Origin of the sequence: Amycolatopsis sp. cmx-8-4 (assembly GCF_046548675.1) — a bacterium.
Lineage (GTDB): Bacteria > Actinomycetota > Actinomycetes > Mycobacteriales > Pseudonocardiaceae > Amycolatopsis.
The window spans coordinates 133,730-145,697 of the sequence record NZ_JAEBDZ010000002.1 but is presented as its reverse complement, the minus strand read 5'-3'; the positions used below and the strand labels follow the sequence as shown (position 1 = coordinate 145,697).

The 11,968-nt window shown below is 72.5% G+C and carries 9 protein-coding genes; 5 read left to right on the top strand and 4 right to left on the bottom strand.

Annotation, left to right across the window (positions count from 1 at the left end):
- The first annotated feature begins 79 nt into the window (after positions 1-79).
- Both ACLJQZ_RS04270 and ACLJQZ_RS04265 read left to right on the top strand, forming a co-directional pair.
- Entirely contained in the window at positions 80-862 is a 783-nt protein-coding gene (locus ACLJQZ_RS04270; protein WP_410618701.1) for a hypothetical protein, read from the top strand.
- Positions 863-873: 11 nt separating this feature from the next.
- A complete protein-coding gene (locus tag ACLJQZ_RS04265; RefSeq protein WP_410618700.1) occupies positions 874-4,017 on the top strand; it encodes a non-ribosomal peptide synthetase in 3,144 nt (1,047 codons plus the stop codon).
- A gap of 72 nt (positions 4,018-4,089) precedes the next feature.
- Here the strand turns inward: ACLJQZ_RS04265 and ACLJQZ_RS04260 are convergent, their stop codons facing one another.
- Positions 4,090-5,325: a cytochrome P450 gene (locus tag ACLJQZ_RS04260; RefSeq protein ID WP_410618699.1), complete on the bottom strand. Its 1,236-nt coding sequence runs from the start codon at positions 5,323-5,325 to the stop codon at positions 4,090-4,092.
- Between the two features lie 250 nt (positions 5,326-5,575).
- On the opposite strand from ACLJQZ_RS04260, the gene ACLJQZ_RS04255 reads away from it, so the two are divergent.
- Both ACLJQZ_RS04255 and ACLJQZ_RS04250 read left to right on the top strand, forming a co-directional pair.
- Positions 5,576-6,349 (top strand): ABC transporter ATP-binding protein, encoded by a 774-nt coding sequence (locus ACLJQZ_RS04255; protein ID WP_247049358.1) that lies wholly within the window; start codon positions 5,576-5,578, stop codon positions 6,347-6,349.
- Positions 6,334-8,298, top strand: coding sequence for a hypothetical protein (locus ACLJQZ_RS04250; RefSeq protein ID WP_410618698.1), 1,965 nt, complete (start codon positions 6,334-6,336; stop codon positions 8,296-8,298). Before ACLJQZ_RS04255 ends, ACLJQZ_RS04250 begins: the two co-directional genes overlap by 16 nt.
- A gap of 337 nt (positions 8,299-8,635) precedes the next feature.
- Here ACLJQZ_RS04250 and ACLJQZ_RS04245 read toward each other — a convergent pair whose 3' ends face one another.
- The 3 genes from ACLJQZ_RS04245 to ACLJQZ_RS04235 are packed head-to-tail and all read right to left on the bottom strand — an operon-like array spanning position 8,636 to position 10,968.
- The gene (locus tag ACLJQZ_RS04245) at positions 8,636-9,178 is read right to left on the bottom strand and encodes a DUF1707 domain-containing protein (protein ID WP_410618697.1); all 543 of its coding nucleotides are present in this window, start codon (positions 9,176-9,178) and stop codon (positions 8,636-8,638) included.
- 9 nt (positions 9,179-9,187) lie between these two features.
- The gene (locus ACLJQZ_RS04240) at positions 9,188-9,382 is read right to left on the bottom strand and encodes an acyl-CoA carboxylase subunit epsilon (protein ID WP_410618695.1); all 195 of its coding nucleotides are present in this window, start codon (positions 9,380-9,382) and stop codon (positions 9,188-9,190) included.
- A complete protein-coding gene (locus ACLJQZ_RS04235; RefSeq protein WP_410618694.1) occupies positions 9,379-10,968 on the bottom strand; it encodes an acyl-CoA carboxylase subunit beta in 1,590 nt (529 codons plus the stop codon). Before ACLJQZ_RS04235 ends, ACLJQZ_RS04240 begins: the two co-directional genes overlap by 4 nt.
- A gap of 227 nt (positions 10,969-11,195) precedes the next feature.
- Between ACLJQZ_RS04235 and ACLJQZ_RS04230 the strand changes: the two genes are divergently transcribed.
- Positions 11,196-11,954: a thioesterase II family protein gene (locus ACLJQZ_RS04230; protein ID WP_410618693.1), complete on the top strand. Its 759-nt coding sequence runs from the start codon at positions 11,196-11,198 to the stop codon at positions 11,952-11,954.
- Positions 11,955-11,968 lie beyond the last annotated feature (14 nt).

The window sequence follows — 11,968 nt, the reverse complement described above, 5'->3', positions numbered from 1 at the left end:
AGGGTCTCCGGTAGGGGTTAATGACCTGGGGGTCATCCATTTAGGCTTGACGCGAATTCCAGAGTACTGGGGAGTTGTGATGAACGATTTCACCGAATGGCGAATCCTGAAGAACGGCGCGAAGAACGACTTCGTGCTGGCGGTCGACTTCTATTCCCCCGGCCGCTCCGAAGCGACGTTCTCCGACCTGGCGCCCGCGCTGAGCGTGCCCAGCACGGTCTGGGAGACGATGCAGCCGGAGCCGGGCACCGAGGACGACATGACCGGCGAGGACTACCTGACCCGGTGGCTCGACGCGCTGCCCGGCGGCGAGATCCGCGGCGTGCTCGGCTTCTGCGTCGGCGGCGTCTACGCCTCGGCGCTGGCCCGCCGGATCGGCGAACGCCGGGGCACGCAGCCCGCGGTCGTCATGTTCGACCCGGAACCGGTCAGCGCGATCGTGCTGTACTGGCAGTTCCACAAGCTGCTGGACAAGCTCGTCGGCGTGCTGACCCCGCAGGAGATCGAGGAGTCGAAGACCGTCGGCTTCGCCGAGGCCGACGGCGCCGACGACCTCGTGGTGCTCGGCGACTCGCTGATCAAGCTCTACCGCGAGGTCGGGCACGTCGGCCTCGGCCGGCTCGGCCTCAACGAGGCGCGCCGCAACGAGATGATGAGCTGGTTCGACGCCTACGTGCACTACCTCGTCGGCGCGACCCAGGTCGAGACCGCCGTCGACCTGAGCACCTGCACGGTGATCAACTCCGACGCCCCGGCGGACGGCCGCCACCTGGCCGGCGCCGAGCTTTCCTTCGACCTCGACCGCCATGACCTGCTTCGCCGCTCCGCGGTGGCCGAAGCCGTGTCGGGCCTGCTGAAGTAGGAGAACCCACGATGCGCACGTTCACCGGCAAGGGCCCGGGGCAGGACGTCGAGGTACCGGCGAGAGCCGGCGTCACGTCCAAGGAAGAAGCGTTGTGGCTGCTGGACCGGCTGGTCCCCGGCAGCGGCGTCAACACGGTCGCGGTGCGGTTCGAGGTGCCGGTCGCGCTGGACCCGGTGGTGCTCGCGGAAGCGGCCCGGCTGGTCCAGCGGCGGCACCACGGGCTGCGCCGGGTCTTCCACGACGAGGGCACCCGCCTCACCGCCGAGGTGCTGCCCGCGTCCGCGGTCACCCTCGACGTGTCCACTGTGGACACGAGCCGGGAGCTGGTGGACGCGCGGGTCGCCGGGTTCGCGGCCGCGCCGCTCGAGATCGGCGGGACGCCGCCGATCCGGCTGGCGCACTTCCGCTGCCCGGACGGCGACGTGGTGGTCGTCTCCGCGCACCACCTCGTGTTCGACACCATTTCCGCCGCCGTCTTCTTCACCGAACTGGCGAAGGCCTACGAGGCGCTGGCCGTCGGCCGCTCGTGCCCGGCCGTGCTCGCGGCCGAGGTCCGCGCCACCCCCGACGTCGTGCCGACCGAGACCGGGATCGCCTACTGGCGCGAGCACCTCACCGGGTTCGACGCCACCGCGCTCGGGCTCTCGGTCGGCACGCCCGAGGCGGCCGGGTCCGTCCTGGACGGGGACTTCGTCGAGCACCGGCTCTCCCGCGAGGCCCTCGCCGCGCTCGACCGCCTGCGGCGCGAGCTGCGGGCCCCCGACGCGGTCGTGCACATGGCCGCCTACTACCTGCTGCTGGCCCGGCACGGCGCCGGCCCGGACCTGGTCGTCGGCACGCCGGTCAACACCCGGCCGCCGCACGCCCAGGGCGCCATCGGCTACCACGTGAACGTGCTGCCGCTGCGGGTCGGCGTCGAGTTCGGCGCCGGTTTCGCCGACCTCGTCGCCCGCACCCGCTCGGTGTACTTCGACGCGCTGGCGCACGCCGACGTCCCGGTCGACCTGCTGCTCCCGGAGCTGCCGCGGGCGGGCTCCGACTGGCGCAGCACGATCTTCCGGCACCTGTTCAACTACCAGCCGGGTGGCGGGCTGCCGCGCTTCGGCATCGGCGGGGTGCACACCCGGGGAGTCAGCGTCGAGAACGGCACCAGCAAGTTCGACCTGGAACTGGTGGTGCAGGCGGACGCGGACGAAACCGTCCTCAAAGGACGGTACGCGACCGGTTCGCACTTCCGCGCCGACGTCGAGGCGCTGCTGCGCCGCTACGACGCGCTGCTCGTCGCCGCCGGCGCCGACGCGCAGCGGCCGGTGGGGCAGCTGCCGCTGTTCAGCCCCGCCGACCGGGCCGTGGTCGACGCGGCCAACAAGACCCGGCGGCCGACTCGGGCGCGCACGGTCCTCGAGGCGGTCGCCGACCACGTCGCCACCCAGCCGGCCGCGGTCGCCGTGCGGGACGGCGAGCGCGCGGTGACCTACCGCGAGCTGTGGCTCACCGCGCAGGCCACCGCCGACCGGCTGCGCGGCCAGGGTACCGGCCCCGGCGACATCGTCGGGCTGGCCGGGCGGCGCGGTCCCGAACTCGTCGCGGCGGTGTTCGGCTGCTGGCTGATCGGCGCGGCCTACCTGCCGATCGACCCCGACCACCCGGCGCACCGCGTCGAGCACCAGCTCGCCGACTCCGGCGCCCGGGTGCTGCTGGTGGGCGTCGGCGTCTCCCTTGACGCCGACGGCCGGACCGTGCTGCCGCTGCCGGCCATCACCGCCGACGGGCCGGCCGTCCCGGACACCCTCGTCGTGGAAGGCGACGAGGCGGACGACGCGTGCGCGTACCTGATCTACACCTCGGGGTCCACCGGCAAGCCCAAGGGCACGGTGCTCGCGCACCGCAACCTCGCGAACCTGGTCACGCACTTCCGCGGCGAGACCGGGCTGGGCCCGGGCGACGGCGGGCTGTGGATGACGACGTTCGCGTTCGACATGTCGGTGATGGACCTGTTCCTCCCGCTGTACGCCGGCGCCACGCTGGTCGTCGCGCCGGACGAGGCCCGCACCGACGGCCGGGCGCTGCGCGCGGTGCTGGCCGAGCACCGCGTCGACTTCCTGCAGGCGACGCCCACGACGTGGCGGCTCGTGCTGGACGACGTCGCCGACCTCCTGGCCGGGGTCAAGGTGGTCTGCGGCGGCGAGCCGATGCCACCCGCGCTGTTGCGGCGGCTCGTCGCCACCGGGTGCGAGCTGCGCAACCTCTACGGCCCGACCGAGACGTGCGTCTGGTCCACCGCGGCCCGGCTGACCTCGCCGGACGACCCGATCGTCGTCGGCCGGCCGATCCGCAACACCACGGTGTTCATCGCCGACGACGCCGGGCGCGAGCTCCCGCCGGGCGTGCACGGCGAGCTGTGCATCGCCGGTGGCGGCGTCGCGATCGGCTACCACAACCGGCCCGAGCTGACCGCGGACAAGTTCCGCGAGCACCCGGTGCACGGGCGCTTCTACCGCACGGGCGACCAGGGCCGCTGGCGCCACGACGGCACGTGCGAGCTGGTCGGCCGGGTGGACCGGCAGATCAAGCTGCGCGGCAACCGGATCGAGCTCGGCGAGGTCGAGGCCGTGCTGGCCGAGCACCCGGAGGTGGCCGGCGTCGCGGTCGTCCTTGTCGGCGAGCCGAGCGCGGGCGGCATCCTGGTCGCGTTCGTCGAAGGGCCATTCGTTGAGGGGTCCGAGTCGCCGGGGCTGGCCGACCGGCTCTGGCAGCACGCCCGGGCCCAGCTGCCCCGGGCCGCCGTCCCGCACGAGTTCGTTACCATCGACCGGCTGCCCACCACGGTGACGGAGAAGATCGACTACCCGGCCCTGACCCGCCTGGCCGCCGACCGGCGCGCCGCGGCGGGGGAGGAGCCGGGCTCCCCGGCCGCCGACGGCGACCTGCTGGACACGCTGATCGGCCTGTGGGCCGGCCTGCTGGGCCGCCAGGACGTCGAGGCCGACACGAACTTCTTCGTCGTCGGCGGGCACTCCCTGCTCGGCGTGCAGCTGGTGCAGCACGTCGAGGACCTGACCGGTGTCGGGTTGAAGCTCACGGACGTCTTTTCGATGCCGACCCCGGGTCAGCTCGCGGACCACGTCCGCGACCTGCTCCGGACGCCCTGACCACCCTCCCCCCTCGGACCCCGGCGCGCCCCTCCGCGCCGGGGTCCCTCCCTTTCCGGGGTACGCGAAAGCTCAGCCGGTCACCGGGAACGCGTGCAGGCCGCGGATGAACGGTGACGCGCGGCGTGTCACCTCGCCCGCCCGTTGCAGGTTCGGGAACCGGTCCAGCAGCACGCGGAAGGCGACGTCGCCCTCGAGGCGGGCCAGGGGGGCGCCGAGGCAGTAGTGGATGCCGCTGGAGAACGAGATGTGGTCCGGGCCCGACGGCCGTTGCAGGTCGAAGACGTCCGGGCGGTCGAAGGCGTCCGGGTCGCGGTTGCACGCGCCGGTCAGGATGGTCACCTGGCTGTCCACCGGGATCCGCTTGCCGCCCAGCTCGACCTCCTCGTGCGCGAACCGCGCCTGCATCAGCACCGAGGTGTCGTAGCGCAGCGCCTCCTCGACGGCCTTCGGCGCGAGGTCCGGGTCGGCGCGCAGCAGGTCCCACTGCCCGGGGTGTTCCAGCAGGGCGAGCGTGCCGTTGCCGATCAGGTTGACCGTGGTCTCGGTGCCGGCCAGCGACAGCATCCCGCACATCGCGACCAGCTCGGCCGCGGTCAGCTTGTCGCCGTCCACCGACTGCAGCAGCCGGCTGACCAGGTCCGGACCCGGCTCGGCGACGCGCAGCGCGAGCAGCTCGGTGAACAGCGCGGTCATGCCGTCGACGGCGTCCTGCAGGCGCTTGGCCTCGTCGAGGGAGACGACGCCGTCGAGCACCAGGCTCAGCCCGGCGGCGAGCTCGTCGAACTCCGCCTGCCGCGATTCCGGAATTCCGAACAGCGTCGTGATCACCGCGCACGGAACGCGTTTCGCGTATTTCTCCATCAGGTCGAACGGCTTGCTCGAATCGACGGCGTCGAGCAGTTCACGGCACGCCCGTTCGATATCCGGGCGCAGTGCCCCGATGGTCTTCGGGCTGAATGCCGGCATCGCGAGTTTGCGCAGCCGGGTGTGTTCCGGCGGGTCCATCGCGAGGAAGGAATTGTCGAACGTCGACGTGCCCTGCGGCCAGTAACCGCCGAGCGTCCGGCGGCCGAACCGGCGGTCGCGCAGCACGCTGTCGGCGATGTCGCGGCCGAGCACCGCGTAGATCCCGATCCGGCTCTTCTGCACCGGCCCGCGGGCCCGCATCTGCGCGTACACCGGGTACGGGTCCTCCGGGCCGAGCATCAGCGCGGCGATCCGGTCGCCCAGGGCGCCCAGCGAGGTGAGCCCGGCCCGCGCGGTGCGCAGCTGGGCCTCCAGTTCGCTGTCGGTCGATGTCGTCATCGGCTCTTCCCTCGGCTCGGAATTGCTTTTCGCTGCCCGGGGTGGTTAGTCTGATTCGGCCGGTTTGGTCGACTCGGCAGTCGGCTGCCACCGTAATTGCGCGACACGCCGATTCGTAACCCCTATGCCCACCCTTATCGCGGGACGCGAACTGTTCAGTTGTGCCGCGTTCTCTTTTCCCCGGCAGGCCGCTACGCTGTGCCCGGTAAAGCGCGGCCGGCGGGCCGCCCGAACCATGGGGATGATCCACGTGCCTACGATCGACGAAAGTGCACCCGCGCTCCGGCTCTCCGGGTTGCGCAAGAGATTCGGCCGGAAGGTCGCGGTGGACGGGGTCGACCTCGCCGTGCCGAAGGGTTCGTTCTACGGCCTGGTCGGGCCCAACGGGGCGGGCAAGACGACGTCGCTCTCGATGGCCGTGGGCCTGCTGCGCCCCGACGCCGGCGCGTCGCACATCTTCGGCGTCGACGTCTGGGCCGACCCGGTGCACGCCAAGGCCCTCGTCGGCGTGCTGCCCGACGGCATGTCCCTGCCCGAGCGCCTGACCGGCCGCGAACTGCTGACGTACCAGGGTCTGCTGCGCGGGCTGCCCGAGGCGCAGATCGACGAACGCGCGGGCGAGCTGCTGGAGGTCCTCGAGCTGACCGAGGCCAACCGCACCCTGGTGATCGACTACTCCACCGGCATGCGGAAGAAGATCGGCCTCGCGACGGCGTTGCTGCACGCGCCCAAGCTGCTGGTGCTGGACGAGCCGTTCGAAGCGGTCGACCCGGTCTCCGCGGCCACCATCCGCACGATCCTGCAGCGCTTCGTCGCCTCCGGCGGCTCGGTCGTGTTCTCCAGCCACGTGATGGCCCTGGTCGAGCAGCTCTGCGACCACGTCGCGGTGATCGCCCGCGGCCAGGTCGCCGCGGCCGGGCCGGTCGACGAGGTCCGCGCCGGGCGCGGCCTCGAAGACGTCTTCGTCGAGCTCGTCGGCGCCCGCACCGGGGGGATGGAGGGGCTGGCGTGGTTGGCGTCCTGATCCGGATGAAGCTGGCGGTGCTGCGCCGCTCGATGAGCGGGCAGCGCGCGGCCAGCATGCTCGCGGGCGGGTCGATCGGCCTGGTCCTCGCGATCGGCACGCTCGTGGTCGGGTTCTCGCACTTCGGCTCGCCCGAAACCGCGGTCGCGGTGCTCTCACTGCTGCTGATGGTGTGGACGCTGGGCTGGCTGTTCGGCCCGATGCTCACCGGCGGCGACGCGGTGCTGCGGCTGGAGTACTTCACCCTGCTGCCGATCCGCCCGCGCACCCTGGCCATCGGCATGGTCGGCGCCGGGTTCGTCGGCATCACGCCGGTGGTCGCGCTGGTCGCGTTCGCCGTGCTCCTCGTCTACGGCGCCCACCTCGGCCTGGCCGCCGCGCTCGTCGCGATCCCGGCCGTGCTGCTGCAGCTGTGGTTCGTCGTCGTGCTGTCGAAGGTCGGCATGCAGGCGCTGGGCCGGCTCGTCCGGTCGCGGTTCGGCTGGGAGCTCTCGTCGCTGGTCGTCGGCTTCGTGCTGGGCCTGCAGAACACCGGCTGGATGGACATCGGCCTGGCGATCCGCACGTTCAGCGGCGGCTGGGCCGACGGCGGCGGCATCGTCCTGCGGATCCTCCCGTCGAGCTGGGCGGTCGTCGCGGTGGACGCGGCGGGCAAGGGCAACTGGGGCGTCGTCGCGCTCTCGCTGGGCGGCCTCGCCGTCCTGGGCGCGGTGCTGTTCTTCGTGTTCTCGGCGCTGCTTTCGCGCCAGCTCGTCCGGGGCCTCTCCGACGGCGGCACGACGCAGACCGGCGGCGACAGCCTGGCCACCAAGCGGATCCTGCCCGGCGGGCCGTTCGGCGGGGTGCTGGGCAAGGAGCTGCGGCTGTGGGTCCGCGACCTGCGCCGCGCCCGGTTCCTCAGCATCGCGCTGTGGGCGGGCCTGTTCAGCGGGCTGTTCCCGCTGCTCGACGGCAACACCGTGCTGCTGCCCTTCGCGGGTGTGATCACCGCGCTGTTCGCCGGCGCGCTGTCGGCGAACGTCTACGGCCTCGACGCGGGCGCGCTGTGGCTGACCCTGGTCGCCCCGGCGGCCGAACGCGTCGACGTCCGCGCCCGGCAGGTCGCGTGGCTGCTGCTGGTCGCGGTCCCGGTGCTCGTGCTGACCGCGTTGCTGACGCTGGTCAGCGGGCAGGGCTGGGCGTGGCCGTGGGTGCTGGCCGTGCTGCCGGCGATGCTCGGCGGGGCGGCGGGCCTGGTGCCGCTGGTCTCGCTGGTCGGCGTCGCGCCGTTCCAGGACCGCCCCGGCGGCAACCCGATGGACGGCTTCACCGACGAGAGCGGCGACCAGGTCCGGCTGAAGATCTTCGGCATGCTGTTCGGCCAGATCCTGCTGGCCGTGCCGGCCGCGGTCGTCGTGCTGATCGGGTTCCGCACCGGCAGCACGCTGCTGAGCTGGGCGGGCGTCGCGGCCGGGCTGCTCACCGGCGCGTTCTACTACTGGCTGTTCGGCCGGCTCGCCTACCGCCGCCTGGAGAAGGCGGGCCCGGAGATCCTCGACCTGATGCGCAAGGGCGTCCGGGCCGAGGTCAAGGTCGCCGCCGACGAGCTGGAAGAGGGCGAGGAAGAGGAACCGGCGAAGAAGGACGACCTCAGCGGTCCGCAGAACGCCGCGGTCGCGCTGTTCGTCCTGCTCGGCGTCCTGCTGGTGATCCCGCAGGGATTCGTGTCGCTGGGCCTGAGCCTGTTCGGCGCGACCCTGCCGGGCTGGTTCCTCGTCGCCCACGTCGCGCCCGGGCTGCGGGTGCTGGTGGCCATCGGCTCGATCGTGCTCGGCGCGTGCTCCTTCGGCATGGTCGTGCTGATGCACCGCGTCGCCAAGCGCAAGGCCGAAGCCTTGGCGGCGGCGGAAGAAGCCGAAGTGCCGCAAGCGGAAAAGGAGAACGGCCGCGAGCACGCGGCGGTCCGCTGACCCGCACTGCGAAAGGCCCGGCTCACTCGGTGAGCCGGGCCTTTTCGCTGAACGACATCCGACGCCAGGGTCGCGGCGCCCGGCCCCATCCCCGATGGGGCCGGGCGCCGGACCGGCCAACACAGCGACCGGAGTGGCCAACACGGCGTCCGGAATGGCCAACACGGCGACCGGAGTGGCCAACACGGCGACCGGAGTGGCCAACACGGCGACCGGAGTGGCCAACACGGCGTTGGCCACTGGCGTCGGGGCCGGGTGCCGGTGTGTTGGCCGTTCCGGGCAGTGTGTTGGCCGCTGCGGGCAGTGTGTTGGCCGTTCCGGGGTGGGGGAGGGTGGTTCAGCGGGGGTGGCGGAAGCGGATGTTGCCCGCGGTCACCTTGCAGTGCGCGCGCAGCACCGGCAGGCCGGGCTCGGGTGGCGCGGTGACCTTGTTCGTGATGTCGCCGGCGCCGGTCGCCATGGCCTCGAAGACCAGGGTCCAGCCGCGCGGGACGATGACGAGGATGGTGCCCCAGCCGCAGTCCAGGTTGAGCGTGACCTCCCGGTGCGGGCACGTCGCTTCACTGAAGTCGATCCGGACGTCGCCGGAGGAGCACTTGGCGTCGATGCGGCTCGGCACGTCCCACGGGCCGGTGCGCTTGACGTCGCCCATGCCCGCCTTGAGCACCAGCGGCGGTGTCTCGAGCGCGGCGAGCGTGCCGGTCGGCAGGTCGGCGAGCAGCGGTGCCAGGTCGCCGCGGGTGCGCGCGGCCGCCGCCGCGGCCGAGCGCTGGGCGAATTCTTCGAGTTCCAGCATGCCTTGGCCGAGCGCGTCCTGCAGCAGCCGCGCGGCGCGTTCTCTGTCCAGATTGGACACACGGAGGGTGTCTTGGTCGCTCATGTTTCCACGCTAACCAGCGGGAAAGCCCGGCGGCACCCCTACTTCCCGGGGACGGCTCATCCAGGAGCCGGGCGGGGTGTAGCCCGCGGCGCGCAGCCACGGCGCGGCGGTGGGCGGCCGGTCCCGCTTCGGGCCTCTCGCGCCCCCCAGCGCGCCGAGGACGGCGAGTATCACGGCCAGCTCGCCGTCGTCCGGGCCGCTCATACCGGCGGATTCCCGTGCTTGCGCGCGGGCTGCGCGGCGTACTTCGTCCGCAGCACGGCGAGCGCCTCGATGACGACCGGACGGGTCTGGGCCGGGTCGATCACGTCGTCCACCAGGCCGCGCTCGGCGGCGTGGTAGGGGTGCACCAGCTCGGTCCGGTACTCCTGGATCCGCCGGCGGCGCGCCTCTTCCGGGTCGCCGGCCGCGGCGATCTCGCACCGGAACACGACGTCGACGGCGTCCTCGGCGCTCATCACCGCGATTTCGTTGGTGGGCCAGGCGAAGGACAGGTCGCAGCCGATCGAGCGGGAGTCCATCACGAGGTACGCGCTGCCGTAGGCCTTGCGCAGGATTACCTGCACGCGCGGCACGGACGCGTTGCAGTAGGCGTAGAGCAGCTTCGCGCTGTGCCGGACGATGCCGCCGTGCTCCTGGTCGCTGCCGGGCCGGAACCCGGGGATGTCGACGAGCGTGACGAGCGGGATGCTGAAGGCGTCGCAGGTCTGGACGAACCGCGCCGCCTTCTCCGACGCGGGGATGTCCAGCACCCCGGCGCCGGACGACGGCTGGTTCGCCACGATCCCGACGACCTCGCCGCCGAGCCGCGCGAGCCCGCACAGGACGTTCGGTGCCCAGCTCGTGTGCACCTCGAAGAAGTGGCCGTAGTCGACGATCTCCGCGATGACCTCGCGCATGTCGTAGCCGCGGTTCGCGTCGACCGGCACCAGCTCCGGCAGCGCCGGGTTCGGCCGGTCCACCGGCTCGCCGGGCGGCAGCGACGGCGGCAGCTCGCGGTTGTTCGCCGGCAGCATCGAGATCAGGTGCCGGACCTCTTCGAGGCACTCTTCCTCGGTGTCGTAGACGAAGCCGGCCGAGCCGGACACCCCGGCGTGCACGTCCGCGCCGCCGAGCTGCTCGTGGGTGATGTCCTCGCCGGTGACCGAGCGGACGACGTCGGGCCCGGTGAGGTACAGCTGCGTGATGCCGCGGACCATGAACACGAAGTCGGTCAGCGCGGGGGAGTGGGCCGCGCCGCCGGCGCACGGGCCGAGCAGCACGCTGATCTGCGGGATCACCCCGGACGCCTGGACGGTGCGCCGGAAGATCCCGCCGTACCCGGCGAGCGCGGTGACGCCCTCCTGGATCCGCGCGCCCGCACCGTCCGAAAGGGACACCAACGGTGCGCCCGCGGACTCGGCGAGGTCCATCAGCTTGTGGATCTTCGCCGCGTGCGCCTCGCCGAGCGAACCGCCGAAGATCCGGAAGTCGTGCGCGTAGACGAAAACGCGCCGTCCGAAGACCTGGCCCCAGCCGGTGACCACGCCGTCGGAGTAGGGCCGCCGGTCCTCGAGGCCGAGCCCGGCGGCGCGGTGCCGCCGCAGCTGGTCGATCTCGTGGAACGTGCCCTCGTCGAAGAGCAGGTCGAGCCGCTCCCGGACGGTGAGCTTGCCCTTGGCGTGCTGCCGCTCGGTCGCGCGCCGGGACGGCGACACGGCGTGCGCCCGCAGCTCGGCCAGTTCGGCGACCTTGGCCTCGATGTCGAGAGACGGCAGGTCGCCGACGACGAGATCTTCGGTGGCGGTCATGACTCACCCCAACGTGTTTCTTTCGGCGGTTCCCCTCGCGGCCGGATGCCGGTAAGTCATTGAAACCGGCCGGCACCGTCCGAACCAGCACGTCGGCCCCCCTGTCTGCCACCCCCGGCCCCCAGCACCCCCTCATCCGGAACCTAGGGGTCGACCCGCGCGCGGGTGTTTGACAGATTCGGCGGGGTAAGCGCGCGACAGACAGCCGACACGCGGAAGGCCCGGCCATGACCCTCTCCCTGGACAGCCAGCTCTGGATCCGGCGGTTCCACCCGGCCCCGGCCGCCACGGCCCGGCTGGTCTGCTTCCCGCACGCCGGTGGTTCCGCGAGCTACTTCCACCCCGTGTCGGCGGCGCTTTCGCCGGCGGTGGAGGTCCTCGCCGTCCAGTACCCGGGCCGCCAGGACCGCCGCACCGATCCGCTGGTGGACGACCTGTTCGTCCTCGCCGACCAGCTGGCCGGGATCCTCGCGGCCGAGCCGGGCCCGCTGGCGTTCTTCGGCCACAGCATGGGCGCCAGCCTCGCCTTCGAGGTCGCGCGCCGGCTGGAACCCCGCGGCACCGAGCTGCTGGGCCTGTTCGTCTCCGGGCGCCGGGCGCCCTCGGCGTTCCGCGATGAGCGCTTCCACCGGGAGAGCGACGACGGCCTGCTCGCCGAGGTCAAGCGCCTGAGCGGCACGGACGCGAAGGTCCTGGAGGACGACGAGATCATCCGCATGGTCCTGCCGGCGCTGCGCAACGACTACAAGGCCGCCGAGACCTACCGCTACCGCCCCGGCCCCGACGTGAGCTGCCCGGTGCTGGCCCTGATCGGCGACCACGACCCCAAGGTGACCGCCGACGAGGCCCAGCAGTGGGCCACGCACACGTCCGGCGCGTTCGAGCTGCGCACCTACCCGGGCGCCCACTTCTACCTGAACGAACACCACGCGGCCGTCAACAGCCTGATCGCCGCCCGGCTCTCCGCCGCCTCGTCGCGCGGCTAGCGGCCGGCGCACGG